Annotated in this window: 15 protein-coding genes; 12 read left to right on the forward strand and 3 right to left on the reverse strand. The window is 52.8% G+C overall.

The window, feature by feature from the left end:
- Window positions 1–27: 27 nt before the first annotated feature.
- The 5 genes from ACSPJT_RS16085 to ACSPJT_RS16105 all read left to right on the forward strand — a co-directional run bounded on the left by ACSPJT_RS16085 (window position 28) and on the right by ACSPJT_RS16105 (window position 5916).
- A complete protein-coding gene (locus tag ACSPJT_RS16085; protein WP_435893581.1) occupies window positions 28–1266 on the forward strand; it encodes a sialate O-acetylesterase in 1239 nt (412 codons plus the stop codon).
- A 314-nt stretch (window positions 1267–1580) separates the two neighbouring features.
- Complete coding sequence (locus tag ACSPJT_RS16090) at window positions 1581–2492, forward strand: MotA/TolQ/ExbB proton channel family protein (RefSeq protein ID WP_435893582.1); 912 nt, start codon at window positions 1581–1583, stop codon at window positions 2490–2492.
- Between the two features lie 32 nt (window positions 2493–2524).
- Window positions 2525–2944 carry an ExbD/TolR family protein gene (locus tag ACSPJT_RS16095; RefSeq protein WP_435893583.1) on the forward strand — a complete coding sequence of 140 codons (420 nt, stop codon included), beginning with the start codon at window positions 2525–2527 and terminating at the stop codon, window positions 2942–2944.
- A gap of 44 nt (window positions 2945–2988) precedes the next feature.
- The gene (locus tag ACSPJT_RS16100; protein ID WP_435893584.1) at window positions 2989–3468 is read left to right on the forward strand and encodes an ExbD/TolR family protein; all 480 of its coding nucleotides are present in this window, start codon (window positions 2989–2991) and stop codon (window positions 3466–3468) included.
- Between the two features lie 45 nt (window positions 3469–3513).
- Window positions 3514–5916 (forward strand): tetratricopeptide repeat protein, encoded by a 2403-nt coding sequence (locus ACSPJT_RS16105; RefSeq protein ID WP_435893585.1) that lies wholly within the window; start codon window positions 3514–3516, stop codon window positions 5914–5916.
- Between the two features lie 108 nt (window positions 5917–6024).
- Here ACSPJT_RS16105 and ACSPJT_RS16110 read toward each other — a convergent pair whose 3' ends face one another.
- Window positions 6025–6684 carry a hypothetical protein gene (locus tag ACSPJT_RS16110; RefSeq protein ID WP_435893586.1) on the reverse strand — a complete coding sequence of 220 codons (660 nt, stop codon included), beginning with the start codon at window positions 6682–6684 and terminating at the stop codon, window positions 6025–6027.
- Between the two features lie 52 nt (window positions 6685–6736).
- On the opposite strand from ACSPJT_RS16110, the gene folP reads away from it, so the two are divergent.
- A complete protein-coding gene (folP, locus tag ACSPJT_RS16115) occupies window positions 6737–7591 on the forward strand; it encodes a dihydropteroate synthase (protein WP_435893587.1) in 855 nt (284 codons plus the stop codon).
- A 52-nt stretch (window positions 7592–7643) separates the two neighbouring features.
- The gene (locus ACSPJT_RS16120; RefSeq protein ID WP_435893588.1) at window positions 7644–8360 is read left to right on the forward strand and encodes a hypothetical protein; all 717 of its coding nucleotides are present in this window, start codon (window positions 7644–7646) and stop codon (window positions 8358–8360) included.
- Between the two features lie 38 nt (window positions 8361–8398).
- On the opposite strand, the gene ACSPJT_RS16125 is transcribed toward ACSPJT_RS16120, so the two are convergent.
- Window positions 8399–9001, reverse strand: a complete 603-nt coding sequence (locus ACSPJT_RS16125; protein WP_435893589.1) for a TetR/AcrR family transcriptional regulator — start codon at window positions 8999–9001, stop codon at window positions 8399–8401.
- Between the two features lie 133 nt (window positions 9002–9134).
- Between ACSPJT_RS16125 and ACSPJT_RS16130 the strand changes: the two genes are divergently transcribed.
- Genes ACSPJT_RS16130 through ACSPJT_RS16150 form a run of 5 tightly spaced genes read left to right on the forward strand, consistent with a single transcriptional unit; the run spans window position 9135 to window position 16103 of the window.
- A complete protein-coding gene (locus ACSPJT_RS16130; RefSeq protein ID WP_435893590.1) occupies window positions 9135–10550 on the forward strand; it encodes an efflux transporter outer membrane subunit in 1416 nt (471 codons plus the stop codon).
- A gap of 29 nt (window positions 10551–10579) precedes the next feature.
- On the forward strand, window positions 10580–11719 hold the full coding sequence (locus tag ACSPJT_RS16135) for an efflux RND transporter periplasmic adaptor subunit (protein WP_435893591.1): 1140 nt from the start codon (window positions 10580–10582) through the stop codon (window positions 11717–11719).
- A gap of 22 nt (window positions 11720–11741) precedes the next feature.
- Window positions 11742–14912, forward strand: coding sequence for an efflux RND transporter permease subunit (locus ACSPJT_RS16140; RefSeq protein ID WP_435893592.1), 3171 nt, complete (start codon window positions 11742–11744; stop codon window positions 14910–14912).
- Window positions 14913–14921: 9 nt separating this feature from the next.
- The gene (locus ACSPJT_RS16145; RefSeq protein ID WP_435893593.1) at window positions 14922–15149 is read left to right on the forward strand and encodes a hypothetical protein; all 228 of its coding nucleotides are present in this window, start codon (window positions 14922–14924) and stop codon (window positions 15147–15149) included.
- Between the two features lie 9 nt (window positions 15150–15158).
- Window positions 15159–16103 (forward strand): hypothetical protein, encoded by a 945-nt coding sequence (locus ACSPJT_RS16150; RefSeq protein WP_435893594.1) that lies wholly within the window; start codon window positions 15159–15161, stop codon window positions 16101–16103.
- A gap of 6 nt (window positions 16104–16109) precedes the next feature.
- Here ACSPJT_RS16150 and ACSPJT_RS16155 read toward each other — a convergent pair whose 3' ends face one another.
- On the reverse strand, window positions 16110–17591 hold the full coding sequence (locus tag ACSPJT_RS16155; RefSeq protein ID WP_435893595.1) for a sulfatase family protein: 1482 nt from the start codon (window positions 17589–17591) through the stop codon (window positions 16110–16112).
- Between the last annotated feature and the right edge of the window lie 194 nt (window positions 17592–17785).

Genomic DNA, 17785 nt, shown 5'->3' on the forward strand with positions numbered 1-17785 from the left:
ATTTTGGATCTGATAGCATAGAGACTTATGCTACCTTTTCATTCTGACCGTTCCACGAACCGTGTCCTTCGTTGTGCAGTGACACTTTTGTTCCTTGCAGCAGGATTGGCCTCATCCTTGCGCTGTGAAGCCGCTGAGAAAAAACCACTCAAGGTGTTTGTCTTGGTGGGGCAATCGAACATGCAGGGGCACGCCAAGATTCAGACTTTTGAGCACATCGGTATGGATCCGAAAACAGCACCCATGCTCAAGGATATGCAAAATGCAGACGGCACACCGCGCGTTTTCAAAGATGTCTGGATCTCGTATCTCTCCAAAGATGGCGTGAAGAAGGGCAACTTGACGGCGGGCTTTGGAGCCGACTCCACGAAGATCGGACCGGAGTTGATGTTTGGGATCACGATGCAAAAACGCTTTGGAGAGCCGATACTGATCATCAAGGCTGCCTGGGGCGGCAAGAGCCTCAACACCGACTTCCGTCCTCCGAGTGCCGGACCGTATACCTTTAATAAAGCACAACTCGAGGGCCTAGAGAAACGGGGTAAGGATGTTAAAGCGATCCAGACTGAAAAAGCCAAAGCCACTGGGCATTACTATCGTCTAACAGTCGAGCACGTAAAGAATGTGCTGGCAGACATTTCTCAGGTCTATCCTGAATACGACGCAGCCCAAGGTTATTCATTGAGCGGTCTGGTGTGGTTTCAGGGATGGAACGATATGGTGGACGGGGGGACATACACGGATCGTGGAAACAAAGGTGGCTACGATGATTACTCGAAGGTGATGGAGCATTTCATTCGCGATATTCGCAAGGATCTGTCCGCTCCAAAACTCCCTGTCGTCATCGGCGTCTTAGGGGTCGGCGGCCCCACCGATCAATATGGTCCTGACCAGCAACGCTACAAAGCAACCCATGAGAACTTCCGTGAGGCAATGACAGCACCCGCAGCATTACCTGAGTTCAAAGGGAATGTCGCGGCTGTGCGCACAGAAAACTATTGGGACATGGAACTGAACGCCTTGATCGCACGCGATAATCAGGTCAAGAAGGCGGCAAAGAAAATCCAATCAAGCAAGAAGCTCGATGGTAAGGATGCGAAAGCATTGCTCAGTGACCTCCGTAGCAAAGAATTCACCAAGCGCGAGCTGGAGATCCTTGCAAAAGGTATTTCCAATGGTGGCTACCACTACCTAGGTTCGGCCAAAATCATGGCAGGCATTGGTAAAGGTTTTGCAGATGCTATGATAGAGCTTCAGACCCAATAAAAACCATGCACAGGCATCAATGAACCGTGGTATCTCTCACAGCAGTTGCCTATGGGGCGGCAGGCTATTTTATATCGATAAAGTACCGAAATGAATGGAAAATATAGCCTGTGCTTAGGTTCGGCGATGCATCAACGTGTCTTAAGCTGGAGAAAGACTTGATCTTCTCGTCACGTAAAGCGACTCCACAAAGGAGGCTGAGGGCTTAAATTAAGCAAATTTAAGCCCTTGGCAGCTGTGCGCACAGTTCCCAGATACCATTCCCTGCGCTTGCGCCCCAGCAAAATCAAGCTACAGTGACCGCGACCTTTTCTATGAAATCATCCATTTTGACCTCCGGCCTGACTCGGGCCCTTACCTCTGCATTTCTATTGGCAGCGGCTCCCATGACCTATGCCGCCGATGCCGCCGGAGCTGCCGCAGCTGGGGCTGGCGAGAACAAAGATATCTTGGAAATCCTCAAAATGGGCGGATTTATGATGTATCCGCTGGCTGTGCTATCGATCATCTGCGTGGTGCTCATCTTGCTTTATTTCCTCACTATCCGACGTGGTTCCGTGGTCAGTGACAAGTTCATGAATGCTGCGGAGGCCCTCATCCGTAAACGCGATTATCTTGGGCTGGTCGCTCACTGTAACCGTCAAAATCAAAGTGTCGCTCGGATCACCGAGAAAACGCTCGATTTCATGACCAAGAACACTTCTGCATCATTCAAGGAAGTGCGTGAGGTCGCACAGGCCGAGGGATCCCGCCAGACTGGGATTCTAACGCAACGTATCAGTTATTTATCCGATGTAGGAACCATCGCACCGATGGCCGGTCTTTTGGGCACCGTGATCGGAATGATCCGTGCGTTCATGGAGATCGCCTCCGGCAACTACGAAGGCGTGCATGCTAACAAGCTTGCCGAGGGCGTTTACCAGGCACTTGTCACCACGGCATCCGGTTTGGTCATCGGTATTACAGCCGTTATTTTCTATTCCGTTTTCCGTGGCCGGGTGCAAAAATACATCGCCGAGCTTGAAGCCGCAGCTACTCACCTGATGGCTTTGCTGGCAGCGCAGTACAATCGTCGGGGAGGAAATGCGCCCCAACCGGTTTACACAGGGCAACAACGCGCGTATGATTCAAACTACAATCCTTCGAACGGATCGGATGACGATGATGATGACATCATTGATGATCGAGTGATGCCAGTTCAGCGCCCACGCCCGCAGCACGATTGATTCATTCGAAATCCAGCAGTCGCTAATTTTCCATGAAATTTCAAACCAGAGAACCCGAATCAGCCGCCTTCCCTTTGGCGCCGATGATTGATGTGGTGTTCCTCCTGCTGATTTTCTTCATCGCCACCATGCAGTTTTCACAGAGTGAGCGAGAGTTGAACGTTTCCGTGCCAGTGGCCGAAGAGGGTGCTGATGCCCGTCAAACCGTCGGTGAACTGATCGTCAATGTCCGTGATAACGGCGAGGTCGTGGTTGATCATGCGGTGATGACCCAGGAGCAGCTTTATTCAAAACTGACCCGCATCGCCGCTGTTCACAAAAACCAAGCGATCCGCATCCGCGGTGACGGCAAGGTGGAATATCAGAAAATCGTGGAAGTGATCGATATCTGCCAGAAAGCCGGAATCCCGAATATTTCATTTGCTACTCAGGTGCAGAGTAAGCGAAAATAAACACCAATTTCCTGAACTCCCTTTAACTTTAACCTTTTATCATTATGGCCAGCTTTGGTTTGTTAAGCCTTCCGTTTTTCTTCACTCTTCCGGCTCCATTTAAATTAGCCCTCATCGCGTTGGGTGGCTTTAGCTTCTTGGGGTTCAGGGCTGTTGAGGTGAAACAAGCCGAGGTGCAGCGGGTAGAGGCAGTTCGTCCAGCCGCTCCGGCACCAGCCGATGCTGCTCCTGAACTCGTTGCTCCCAAAGTCAAAGTGAAGCCCGCACCGGCCATGGTTGCCCTGGATCTCAACGGCGAGTATACCCTCAACGGCGAAAAAGTGTCACCTGCAGACCTCGTTAAAAAACTCAAGGAACTGACTCTGGCCAATCCTCGTCAGGCCGTGACGCTGAAGGCCGATGCCAACACACCGGTTCAGTTAATCACAAATGCCATCGAACTTTGTAAATCCACTGGTGTCACGAATGTGACATTTGCGGCTCAGAAACCGATCGCACCAGTTGACCCCTCCGACTCTCCTTAATCGGGCCACCACGGCTCGGTTTATTTTTCTGTTTCCCATTCTATTATGCGATTTCCCGCAATCATCTTCGCCGTCCTACTCACGGTAATCCAGTCTCCAGCACAGGAGGCGCCGTTGGAGGCTAACCCTGCGCACGATCAGTTTGAGTTCTGCAAACATCTGTATCGTCAGGCCAATGCGATCCGCAATCACGACAGCCGGGTTTTGGCATACCAGAGATTGGCCCCTCGTCTGGAGGCCTACATCGAGAGATTTCCCAACAATCCCAACGTTCCCGCCGCCAGCTATTACCTGGGGGAATGTTACTATCAATCGGGCTCTGTGGAAGATGCCAAGCGAGTGCTGGTAGGCGTGATCAATCGATTTAAAAAAGGACGCTACGTAGCCCTGTCATCGAACCGGCTCGGTTACGATGCCTTTTATAACAAGAAATACCGACAAGCCGCCGTGCACTTCGGACGCGTAGCTCGTCTGGCCGAGACCGCTGCAGAGCGTTATCGCGGTATGTATCAGGAAGCCTCCTGCTATCGCTTCGCCGGTGATTCTGGTGATGCTATCCGACTCTATTCGATTGTCGAAAGCGCGCAAGACGCCGAGGTGGTTTATCGCGAAAATGCCAAACTTCGACTGGGGCACCTCTATCTTGCTAAAAAGGACCTTGAGAAAGCCCGTGAGAAGTTTGAGGCATTGATATTGCCCGCTGTGGAAGAATCGATCCGGATAGAGGCAGCATTCAATGCTGGGCTCATTGCTCTCGAGCAGAAGGAGATCAAAGAGGCCGAAGGTTATTTCAAGACCGTGCTCATGTCTGGTCAGGATAAGTTCAAAGCACGCTCACAGGCAGCTTTGATGAATTGCATGTTTGCCGAGGAGGATTACGCAGGTGTGCTCGGAGTGCTCAAACGCGGACTCTACAAAGGCAAACCAACGACCGAGGCGATCAAATACACCATCGCTGGTAAAAGTGCTATGCAGCTGAAGTCGTATGACCTGGCGATCAAATACTTTGCGGAAGCTGAACGCCAGATCCCACTTTCCAAGGAAGCTTTCACCGCGGCCTATTATCGGCTTTTGTGTTTCTTTAACATCGAAGGCGAAAATATTCCCAAGCAGGTGGATGGATTCCTCGTTGTCTATCAGCCACGTTACCCCAAGCATGAGCGGATTCACAAAGCTCTGCTCATGAAAGCGGAAACGCTCTTCGACAATGGCAAGGCTCGCGAAGCAGCAGCTGCCTACAACCAAATTGACTCCACCATCGTAGGTAAAGACAATGTGGCGAACCTTCTCTACAAACGTGGCTGGTGCCTCTCGGAGTCCGGCGATCACAACGGTGCTGTCCGTAATTTCACCGATTTCCTCAATGGTTATCCCGATGATGAACGCTCGGCCAATGCCATTGCACGTCGTGGAAAATCTTACATGGCACTGGGCGACCGAGCCTCGGCCCTGAGAGACTTTGATCTGCTCATCCAGCGGTTTCCGAAAGACAAACTTGCCGCTCTCGCCTGGCAGAGTAGTGCGCGAATCAAAAAGGAGGACAAGGACTACAAGGATATGATCCGCCGCTACGAGGCCTTGCTAACCAATTTCCCAAATCTCGAGGGGACCAAGGCCAACGCCAACTATTGGATTGGCTGGGGCAGCTACCAGCTCAAAGACTACGCCAGAGCGATCTCGGCACTCGATAAGACACTGCAGTTGGAGCCGAAAAGTTACGGTTTCCAAGCAGGCATGTTAGTGATCTACAGCAGCTTTTCGATGAAGGACAAAGCGCGCCTGCAGAAAGCCGTGGATGACCTCATGGCGATTGATAAGGGGGATAAAATTCAAAACCCGATCTACCGTTGGCTAGGAGTTCAGTGTTTCAACGGTGGTGAAATGAAATTGGCCGAACGTTACCTCAGCCTTGGAACCACAGCGGCGGATCCCAGACAGACGCCTCAGGCATTCTGGAAAATGCTGGGCAAAGCGCGCGTGGAAACTGGTAAATATGAGGAGGCTCTCGTCGCGATCAAAAACTACCTCGATGTCGTGCAAGAGCCATTCTGGAAAGCTGAAACCTTACTCGATCAATCCAAAGCTTACCTCGGATTGGAGAATCTCGCTGAAGCGAAAAAATCTGCTGAGGCCGGCCTGCAACTTCGCCCGAAAGGCAGCGTCAATGCCGAGCTCCGCATGGTCTTGGGTGACATTGCCTACAACGAAAAAGACTTTGCCACCGCAGCCCAATTCTATGTGGTTGTGGTGCAGTTCACCGATGATAAGAATCTGCGGCCTGAGGCACTATTCAAGTCGCATCAGGCCCTGCTCAAGAAAGGCGACACCGAGCAAGCACGCCATTATCTCAATACCTTGAACAAGGAGTTCCCCAACTACTTGAAAAAGAACCAAGCTCCATCCGCGCCCAGCACTCCTTCAGCAGCTGAAACAGCGGAGGCTCCTTAGTCGAAAGGGCCTGGTTCGGGGTCTTGCGCAAGCAGCCGAGTGTCCCTGAAGAATGATTCTCAGCTGTACGCAATCTGGTTTGCTTTCCGAGCAATCGCCCAGGAACCCTTATTTCAAAGGCTTGGAGTTAGGGTTGACGGTGGTTCCACCGCTGTTTTCCTTATTCCATGGGTCCGAGCCATAGTGGCTGGAGCCGTATTTTCCGAAGAGTTTTTCAGCCATTAATCCGGCAGGGGCACAGACCACGATGGGTTTCAACTGGCGTCCTTGGGCGTCATAGCGGTGGCGTAGACAGCGAACCGGCTTCTCTTTGAACACTGCTTGGTTCGTTTTCGGATCAGTGATGGTCTCTCCACGTTTCATGCGGGCATCAAACATGTCCTCGGCAACCAGTTTGCCGTTGGTTTTGTGATATCCGTAAACCACGCGATAGAGAACCTTACCGGTGCCGTCATGGATCTTGCCGCTGCGAAGCTTTCCGTGCTTGTCCTTGCGATAAATAATGGTCATCCGCAGCACGCGGTCACCATTGCCGCCGTTGCGGTCGCCGTAGGTGCGGCGCTCGATCACTCGGTCGTCAGCACTTTTACGAAACTCGGTGAATGACCCGTCTTCGTTGCGCATGATCCGCACGTTCTGGGCCTCATTGTCTGCCTTAGCCTGGGCTTGAACCGCTTGTGGCATGCTGAGGGAAGCTGTGATGCCGACAATGATGAGACTCATCGTGTTGATCGATCGGAGGGGGTGGATTTTAAAGATTGTCTTCATAGGTGTGTCCAGTGACCCTAGCTGCGCTTTACCACATTTCAAGCCATCAATTATGATCTGGAAAACCCGACGTATATCACTGGACTTCAACGATAAGGATCTCCACGAAGGTGTCGTGATGGCGATCCTGAATGCAACGCCCGATTCGTTCTCCGATGGTGGCCAGCATGATGACCATTCCAAGGCTGTGGCTGCTGGCCAGCAAATGATCTCCGATGGAGCCAAAATCATCGATATTGGCGGTGAATCGACCCGGCCCGGAGCCCCCAGTGTTTCGGCTGAACAGGAAATTTTCCGCACAGAGCCCTTGGTTCGCGCTCTGCGAGCTGAATCAGAGGTCTTGATTTCGATTGATACCTCGAAGGCATCTGTCGCCACCGCAGCGATCAATGCCGGCGCGGATATCGTCAACGATGTCACTGGCCTCACTGGAGACTCTGCCATGGTGGAGGTTTGTGCTGAGGCGGGAGTGGGCGTAGTGGTCATGCACATGCAGGGCACTCCTCGTACGATGCAGCAGAACCCGACCTATCCAAATGGAGTTGTCACCGAGGTCGCAGATTTTTTTAAGCAACGACTCGATACATTGACTGCAGCCGGCATCGACTTGGAGAACATCATTTTGGATCCGGGCATAGGGTTCGGCAAAACCCTTGATCAGAATCTCGAGCTGTTGAGAAATCTGGGAACCCTCCAGCGGCAACTGGGTCGACCTCTCCTCTTAGGCGTCTCTAGGAAATCATTCATTGGCAAAATCACCGGTATCGAAAATGCCGCTGAGCGAGACAGCGCCACCGCAGCGCTTACTGCGATGGCATGCCAGCAGGGGATTCTCTTGCACCGTGTACATCATGTGCCCGCGAATCTCCACGCGATGCAATTAGCCGCTGCCATCCAGCAAGTGTAGGGCCATGGCTTTGGCCTTGAGGAATTAATAATTTAGTTTAGAGTTCCGAACTATGCCGACTCTGAAAAGCCTCCTCCCTGCAGCGATTCTGTTCACCGCCTCCGCAGTCATCGCTGAGGAAGACAAACCCATCTGGAGACCCAATGTAGGTGATTCATGGACTTACGAAGTCACAGTGGAAGTGCAACAGGGATCTGAGCTTCCCGACGACGTGGAAGGTCAGAAAATTGAAAAGCTCGATGGCAAAGTGCGAGCTACCTTTAAGCAGACCAATGTTTACAAAGGTCTTCAGCCTATTTCGAAGGAAGGCCCTGAGCTTCATGCCTTCTATCTCTCTAACGGAAAAAGGTTGGAAGAAATTCAGTATATGAAAATCACCGACACCAGCGTGGAAGCGATGGGTGTCAAACCGGAAGGAAAGAAACCCCAGCCGGTGAGACCACTCAGCAAAGCAATTCCTCTGGTGATGTCAGATTGGAAAGGCGGCGAAGCATTTCCATTCATGATGGACCACGTTGCCAATGGTCAAAAAATGCGCATGGCGCGTAAATTCAAAGTGTTAGGCTGGGAAACTCTGGAAACGAAAGCTGGAAAATTCCAGGCCATACACGTCCAAGTCACCGGCACGAACGGCCCCGTAGAGCTGAAACGCAGCTACTGGTTCACTCCCGGCAAAGGCTTTATCAAGGAAGTGAAAAAATACTACGCCGGTGAAAAGACCGTCTTCACCCAGACACGTGTTCTGGAAAAGATGGAACACAAAAAGTAGCCTGCGCGACCGGCCTGAGTGTCTGCATCATGCTTATACTAGCTGGCGCAGCCGTTAAGAAAAATGTCGACGGTGGTGGCTGCGATCTCCTTGGATTCCTTTTTTGTAGGCATGGGATCGACACCGAAGAACTGAGGCCAGAAGACAAACTCAAGAAGCAAGGCGCTGAACTGTCGTCTCAGATCGAGCGGACAAGTTCGGTTGATCATTCCCTCATCCATGGCGCTTTCGAGCCAGCGATCAAATCCGGTGTCACCACTGCGGATACGCTCGAAGGCATCCTTAGCCAGCTCGGGATTTCGTACGCGTTCAGGTAATGTCACCTTGGCCATCACCACAAACTCGGGGCAGGTGCACAATGCTATTTTGCGCTCGGCATAGATGATCAGTTGATCGCGCAGGGGCACGGCTGCGTCAAATTTCTCCGGCACCACATTGGTGATGGATTCACACAGCTGCATGCTGATTTCACCGAACAGAGCTTCCTTGCTGCTGAAGTGATTGTAGACCGTACGCTTGGAAACTTTCGCCCGGGCAGCAATTGCGTCCATGTTCGAGCAGTTGTAACCGGAGATGTGAAATTCTTCGATCGCCGCCTGCACAATGGCCGCGCGCTTTCGTTGACTGAGTGTGGGTGCCATGGGAACTCATTTTATGGCGTATGACGAAAAAGACAAGAAATAAGTAAACTTTAGAGTTTACTTTTCACGGGCTTAAAAGTAAACCGCACGGTGTAACCCGCCCGTGCCGGGCAGAACACCCAAGAAATTTCCCATGAAGAATCTTATTTCATACCGCGGAGCCGGTGCCTTGCTTACTTTGTTATTGATGGTGACCGGCTGCAGCCTGCCCAGCACTGATCTGGCTAAACCTGATGCATCCGTGCCATCCAACTACCGTTATGCTCCTACGAAAAATGGAAAACGCGCTGCCGTAAGTGATAAGTGGTGGCGTTCCTTTGGTGATTCGGGATTGAATTCCCTCATGACTCAAGTGCGCACCGGTAACCGCGATCTACGTGGCGGGATGAAACGCATAGAGCAGGCACGTGCATTGGTGGACTCCACACGTTCTGGTCGCATTCCGAGAGTGTCGTCTTCACCTACAGCATCACGCGATAAAACCTCAGGCGAGGTGGTCCGTGGCAGTTCCGTCGGTAGTCAAGAGGGTTACATATCGAACAATTACACCCTGCCAGTTTCAGTAGACTGGGAGCTGGATCTGTTTGGCCGCATCCGTCGAGGTGAAGATGCGGCCAAAGCCGATGCACAAGCGGCCGAGGAGGACTATCTTGCACTTCGGTTGTCGCTGGAAACACAAACAGCTGCTGCATATTTTTCTCTGCGAGCTCTGGACAGTGAAATAGGAATTGTTAGGGAAGGGGTTAAAAGCCGTAAGTCCTCTCTGAAATTGGCTAACGACCGCAAGGATCTAGGCGTGGTGAGCGAACTCGATGTGGCTCAGGCCCAGGCGCTGTTAGCCACCAGTGAAGCCGATCTAGCAGCCCTGCTTCGTCAGCGTGCGGCTCAGGTATCAGCCATTGCAGTTCTGGTCGGTAAACCGGCTTCAAGTTTCTCTTTGGCTCCACGCGGTCTAACAGGTCGGCCGCCGTCGGTTCCAGCTGGCATTCCTTCCGAGCTGGCACGTGCGCGGCCTGACATACGCCGTGCTGAACGCCGACTAGCGGCTGAAAATGCCCGCGTGGGCGTAGCCGTGGCTTCCTTCTACCCGTCGATCAGTTTGAGCGGTCGCATGGGACTTCAGGCATCTGACATTTCGGATTTGTTCACCAAAGGGGCGCAGTTCTGGGGCATCGGGCCTAGTGTCTATTTACCCATTTTCAGGGGCGGACAAGGCAGGGCAGACTTGAGAAGGTCCAAGGCTCGCTATGAAGAGGTGCTGGAAAGCTATCAGCAAACAGTTTTGGAAAGTCTGGCCGAGGTGGAGACCGCGCTCTCGGCGGCTAAACATTATCGCAGCCAAGTGTCGGCACAGAATCGGGTGGTTACCGCGTCTGCTCAAGCCCGCGACATCGCCAAGGCTCAGTATGAAGGCGGCACCGTCAGCTACTTAAGTGTGTTAGACGCCGAGCGCACCTCCCTGAATGGCGAGCGTGAGCAAGCTCGATTAAAGGGCGCAGAATTTGTCAACACCGTGCAACTGATCCGCTCTCTGGGAGGACGCTGGTAGCACCGAAGCTTTAAAACAATACATTGAATATGAAAAAATTAATATGGATGGCCTCAGGCCTGACGCTCGCTGCTCTGACAAGCTGTGATAAGAAAGAAGCCCAACAAGGAGGCCCTCCGCCCAAGGCATTGGTGGAGTTTGTCCATCCAGTGAAAAAAGAAATCATTGCATGGGATGAATATAATGGGCGGCTTGAAGCGATGGAACGTGTCGAGGTGCGCGCCCGTGTCGGCGGTATGTTAGAAGAGATCCACTTCAAGGACGGACAGATGGTGGAAAAGGGGGACCTTCTATTTTCGATTGACCGTAAACCATTTGAAGCGGCCTTAGCAGCCGCACAAGCAGACATGACCCAGGCTGAGTCTGCGCGTGATCTGGCCAAAACTAACTTTGATCGAGGTCAAAAACTATTGGCACGGAATGCCATTTCCAAGGAGGAGGCCGACATCCGTTCCGGAGACTTTGCCGTTGCAGAAGCCAAGGTGCTATCTGCTAAGGCTCGGGTCGACACCGCCAAGCTCGATGTGGGCTACGCAGAAGTCAGGGCCCCGATCTCCGGACGTATTTCAGACCATTTTGTCTCTACAGGAAACCTGATCAGCGGCGGCTCGGCTCAGTCGACATTGCTGACGCGTATTGTTTCTGTTAGCCCGATCTATTGTCGTATCGATGCCGATGAAGCGTCCGTCTTGAAATACATGCGCCTGGATCAGGAGGGAAAGCGCAAGTCTGCCAGAGACCACAAAGTGCAGGTGGAACTCGCCGTTTCCGGTGATGAAGGTTATCCGAGAAAAGGCTACGTTGATTTTGTCGATAACGCGTTGAATCCTGAGACAGCTACCATGCGTGCACGCACCATCTTTGAAAACAAGGACGGCTTTCTAACACCCGGCATGTTCGCCAAAGTCCGGCTGCCCGGCAGTGGCAAATTCATGGCGACCTTGGTGCCGGAGATTGCCATCCAGAGCCAGCAGGATTTCACTTCACTGCTGACCCTCGATGAAAACGATGTGGTGCAGGTGACTCCGGTCAAACTCGGCCCAAGTTACGGCGACATGAGAGCTATCGAAGGAGAGCTGCCTGAGAACCTGCGGGTCATCGTTTCCGGAATCACCAATGCCCGACCGGGTGCTCCGGTGGATGCTAAGGAGGCCGCGAAGTCCGAGTAGTCTCACACCTTTTACAAAAGTCATGAAACTACCACAGTTCTTCATCGATCGCCCGATCTTCGCCACGGTGATCTCCATCGTGATCATGCTCGTCGGGGGCATCGCTTACACCACCTTGCCGGTAGCGCAGTATCCGGAAATTGCGCCTCCCACCATCCAGGTCACCGCCAGCTATCCAGGTGCCAGCCCTGACATTCTTGCGGAAACGGTGGCCACGCCCCTGGAGCAGGAAATCAACGGGGTGGAGCGAATGATTTACATGACCTCCCAGAGCACCAGCAACGGTGCTGTTAGTATCACCATCACCTTCGAGCAGGGCACGGATGTTGATGAAGCTCAGGTGCTGGTGCAGAACCGTGTGGCGCGTGCTGTGCCGAAGCTGCCGGAGCTGGTTCAGCGCACCGGTGTGGTGACAGAGAAAGCAAGCCCTGACCTTCTGTTAGTTGCTCACTTGATTTCTGAAAAAGGGGAGTTCAGTCAGTTGTTCGTGGGGAACTTCGCGTTCCTGCGCGTTCGCGATGAGTTGTTACGATTGAACGGCGTGGGAAATGTGACGGTTTTCGGTGCCAGCGAATACAGCATGCGCGTCTGGCTGGATCCTCAGAAGCTGGCTGCCCGGAATCTAACATCCGGTGATGTTCTTGCTGCCCTAAGCGAGCAGAACGTGCAGGTGGCAGCCGGAACCATTGGCAAGCAACCGCTGGACACGTCCACCGCATTCGAGATGAGCGTGCTGGCCCAAGGTCGGCTGAAAGACGCCAAGGAGTTTGAGGAAATCATCGTCAAAACCGGTGATGCCGGTCAGGTGGTGCACCTGGGCGATGTCGCACGCATCGAACTCGGCTCGCAAGATTATTCCCGCGAAAGTTATCTCGATGGCAAACCGGCTATCGGCATCGGTGTGACTCAAAAACCCGGTTCTAATGCCGTGGAAACCGCCAAGGAGGTCAAGGATACCTTGGACCGACTGTCGAAGGATTTCCCCGCAGGGCTCGAGCACACCATCGTCTATAACCCGACTATTTTCGTGGAGGAATCCATCAACTCGGTATTCCACACCCTGATCGAGGCCGTCATTCTGGTGGTGTTAGTGATCCTCGTCTTCCTGCAGAACTGGCGTGCTTCGTTGATTCCGCTGTTAGCCATCCCTGTTTCATTGATTGGTGCTCTCGGTGTCATGGCGGCCATGGATTTCTCACTGAATAACCTGACGCTGTTCGGCCTGGTACTGGCGATCGGTATTGTGGTGGATGACGCCATTGTGGTGGTCGAAGGTGTCGAGCGTCACCTCGAAGAAGGTCTCTCCCCAAAACAAGCCACCCGAGTGGCGATGAAGGAGGTGAGTGGTGCCTTGGTTTCCATCGCCTTGGTGCTGAGTGCCGTCTTTATCCCCACCGCATTTATTTCCGGAATATCAGGTCAGTTCTATCAGCAGTTCGCCATCACGATTGCGGCGGCAACGATCATCTCCGCCTTTGTCTCCCTGACATTGAGCCCTGCGATGTGTGCTCTGCTCTTGCGTGCTCCGGACGCGAAAAAGGACTGGTTCCAAAAGGGCGCGGATTTTCTGTTCGGATGGTTTTTCCGTTTGTTCAACAAGTTCTTCGGCAAGCTCTCTGAGTTTTACGGAGGTGTGGTGAAAAGAATCACCCGCTTTGCCTTGCTGATGCTGGTGCTTTATATCGGATTGGTCAGCATCGGTGGTTTTGCCTTCACCAAGGTGCCTGGCGGATTCATTCCGGCGCAGGATCAGGGATACCTGATTCTTTCGATCCAACTTCCGCCAGCGGCCTCTCTTTCAAGAACGCGCGATGTGGTCAAGGAGGCGGCAGAGCTTGCACGTCAAGTGGATGGTGTTGATCATACGGTGGAAATTGCCGGTTTCTCCGGTGCCACCCGCGCGATTGCGTCCAATGCGGCTGCGATCTTTGTGATCCTCGATCCCTTTGATGAACGCTCGGCGTCCGGTCGCACTTCTGATATGATATCGGCTGACCTGCAGAAGGCACTGGCTCCAGTGACCGACTCCACCAACGTCGTTATTTCACCTCCACCTGTTAGGGGGATCGGCACCGGTGGCGGTTTCAAGCTGATGTTACAGTCGCAAAGTGGCGGCAGCTATGATGAGCTGGAAAAAGTAGCCCAGGACTTTTTGGCCAAAGCGAATGCTGATCCCACAACGGCCTTTGTCTTCACCACCTACAGCGCGCAGACACCTCAGTTCTATGCCGACATCGATCGTGCCAAGGCCAAGATGCTCAACGTGCCGATGTCCAATGTTTTCCAAACTCTGCAAGTGGCACTGGGCTCATCATACGTGAACGATTTCAACCAGTTCGGTCGCTCTTACCGCGTGACCGCACAGGCAGAATCGAAGTATCGTGATGACGATAGCGATGTGCGACTTTTGAGCACCCGCAACAGCAATGGAAAAATCATTCCCTTGGGTTCGATGGTGGAGATGAAGCGCATCACTGGTCCGGATCGAGTGGTCCGTCATAATCTCTATCCCTCCGCAGAAATCATTGGCATCACCGCGCCTGGAATTAGTTCTGGCGACAGTCTGGATGCCATTGAAAAACTGGCGGCTGAGCTGCCTCCGGGATACAGTTTTGCATGGGTGGACATCGCCTATCAGCAAAAGGCAGCAGGGAACACCGCAGCTCTGGTGTTTGCTCTCGCCGTGCTCTTTGTCTTCCTTCTGTTAGCCGCGCAGTATGAAAGCTGGGGCCTGCCAATGGCGGTGATTCTGATCGTGCCGATGTGTCTTTTCAGCGCCATCGCCGGAGTGATGATGCGGGGAATGGATAACAACATCCTGACCCAGATCGGCTTTGTGGTTCTGATCGGTCTGGCGGCGAAAAATGCGATTCTGATCGTGGAATTCGCCCGCCAGCAGGAGGACGAGGGTAAAGACCGCTTTGAAGCAGCCGTGGATGCCTGTCGTCTCCGCCTCCGTCCGATCCTGATGACGTCCTTCGCCTTCATCCTCGGCGTGGTTCCCCTGGTGATAGCCTCTGGCCCTGGAGCAGAAATGCGTCAGGCGCTCGGAACCGCCGTATTCGCCGGTATGTTAGGAGTCACTTTCTTCGGCCTGATCTTCACGCCGGTATTCTACGTGCTCATTCGTGGCATGTTCCACAAACGTCGCGAGCGGAAAGCAGAGATTGAGGCCTCGGCCGATCTGGGCTAGGTTCTCAGTATGAAGCCATTTCTCGTTTTTGCATTCCTCAGCATAGGGGTGGCCACTGCCCAGTGGTCACCTAAGGAACAGGAACTGATCGATCAAATCAAACCCACTGCCGAAGAGTCTGCCTGGCAGAAAATAGGATGGCGCACCGATCTCTGGCAGGCACGCAAGGAGGCGGCGAAGGCTGGCAAGCCGATCTACCTCTGGGAAATGGACGGCCATCCGCTCGGCTGCACATGAAACAATGGCGTGACCGACAGGTTGTTGGTCTTTTCAAATCCTGAAGTGCAGAAGCTGTTGAAGGAAAAATTCATCCCCGTCGCCGGAAACGATTGGTATCAACGCCGCCGCCAAGACGCTGAAGGTGAGTTTTTCAGAAACATGGCCAGCCAAGGTCCTCGAAAAGGTGAAGGTGGATCCACCCGACAGGGGCACTACGTATTCACATCAGGAGGAAAATTGTTAGGCTACAACAATAACCGAGGCGCCGAGCGTCGACTCGCAATGATTCATGACGCTCTCAAGAAATGGGAGGCATTACCCGATGCCGAGAAAAAGGCCGAAGTTCCTGACCGTGGAAAAGTAGACGCCAAGTTCACCCGCAATCTTCCCGAAGGAGGGCGTATCATCAACGTCTACATCCGCGCTTTGGAGAAACGCAATGGCAAAGCCATGGCAATGACTGGAGAGAAAGTAGGACGCTTGGCCGCAGTCGACCATTTGTGGTTGCGTGCTTCCGAAGAGGCGGAGTTGCACCGATTAGTCAAAGCCGGTGGTGGAGAATTGCCCGCATGGTTCACTCATCGGATTTTACGCTACCACTTGGTCGATAGCACTCGTGGGGAACCGCCTCTGTGGAAATTTTCTGAGGTGAAAACGAATCAGATTAGTATCGATGCCAAAGGGAAAGTGCACGGAGCCTTTGGCATGAGGACAGAGGACCAGAAACGGGGCTATGCTGGCGCGTTGCATGGTCGCATCAGTTTCAATTCCGACGGGAAGCTAGCCAGTGTTGAGCTGTTAGCCAATGGCCAGCACTGGGGAGAAGGTCGATATACCAAGGGGGCCAGACCAGGGAAAACACACTTAGCCGTCTATTTGGAACTTTCCGACGGGAGTAACCCTGCGGATCGGATCCCCCCCCAAGGCATGCACTGGGAGCGTGCCTATTGGAACGCCCAAAAGGGCATGTAGTGCTGCCTACTTGATGTTTTCCTCTAATGCATTGAAGCCCCAGAAATCGCGTGGATCATCTTTCTCAGGTTGTGTGAGCATGAACTTGCGAGTGTAGAGCTTTTCATTGTATTTGAACCATGTGTTGTTAGAGATCCAGAGTGGATTGGATTCCAGTGATCCTTCCCATTTGATGAGCTGCTCTCGGAGCTTGGCTGCCATTTCAGGATTTTTACCGTGGAGATTGTTTAGCTCTGAAGGGTCCTCTTTGAGGTTGTAAAGTTCCGGGTCACCGTGGGCACGAACGAGCAGCTTCCAATCGCCTGAGCGCACAGATTTGGCACGCAGCGTCATTCTCCAGAACAAACTTTCATGCGGAGCGGCTTTGTTTTCTCCTTGAAGATAGGGCAGCAGGTTCACACCGTCGGTGGCCATGGCGGCTTCTTTTTTATTTTTGATCGATTGTCCGAACGCCTGTGTCTTGGGTGCCTCAGCACCGCTGGCGGCGATGAATGTGGGTAAAATGTCGAGCGAGATGACCGGCTGGCTGTAGGTGGTTTCCTTCGGCAGTTTGCTGGGCCAGTGCCAAATCATTGGAACTCTCAAACCTCCTTCAAGGTTTGATCCCTTACCGCCACGGCAGGGGGCATTGATGGCATGAGAGACCTCCACCGAGCCTCCATTATCCGAGAGGAAAACAATCAAAGTATTTTCTAACTGTCCCAGCTCCTTGAGCTTGGCAACGATGGTGCCAATGTTGTTGTCCATGTTATGCTGCATGGCACAGTAAATCCGGCGGGTCTTGTCGTTAATGTGCGAGAACTTGGCGAGGTCCTCTTCTTTCGCCTGCATTGGCGCGTGCGGTGTGTTGTAGGAGAGATAGAGAAACCAAGGTTTATCCGCCTTGCTGTTACGATCGATAAAATCGTTCGCTTCGAGTGTAAACCAATCTGTTAGGTAAGGGGTGCGGATTTTAGTGATCTTTTCTCCATTGAGCAGAAGCTTGTTTTTCTGAGGTGTCGGCCAGTAGTCGTGACCACCGCCTAACATACCAAAGAAATAATCGAAGCCGCGTTGGTTCGGGTGCATTTCCGGAATGTTGTCACCCAGATGCCACTTGCCGATGATGCCGGTTTGGTAGCCGAGTTCTTTCAGTTTGTTAGAGATCAGAGGCTGGCGGATATCGATACCGAGACGTTCAGGTTTAACATGATCGTGCGGCGACAAGTTGTGTTCAAATCCAAACCGGTTCTGATAACGCCCGGTAAGCAGTCCGGCACGCGATGGAGCACAGACTGATGCAGAAACGTAACCATCCGTGCAACGTACCCCATTTTCCGCCAGGGCATCCAGATTAGGAGTAGGAATCTGCTTCGAGCCATAACAGGACAGATCACCATAACCCATGTCATCTGCCAGAATGATCAGCAGGTTAGGTTTTTCAGCCGAGACGAACGGAATCAATACCAGATTCAGGAAGGCTGTCAGAGTCAGAATACGCTTTAACATGCCGCGAAAGTTAGGGTAGATGCCGCATGCTGTGGAGGAAAAAAACTGGGGGTGTTCAATAGTGGAATGACCACACCCTCGAGCGTAGCCAGTATAGTCTCCACCGTCCTAGTGGCATGGCCGTCTCGGTCATGAACAACGGATCACCACAGGTGGAAGCTCAGACCTTCTACGCTACCGCACAAGTGACAGCC

Source organism: Oceaniferula spumae, from assembly GCF_042849255.1.
GTDB lineage: Bacteria > Verrucomicrobiota > Verrucomicrobiia > Verrucomicrobiales > Akkermansiaceae > Oceaniferula > Oceaniferula spumae.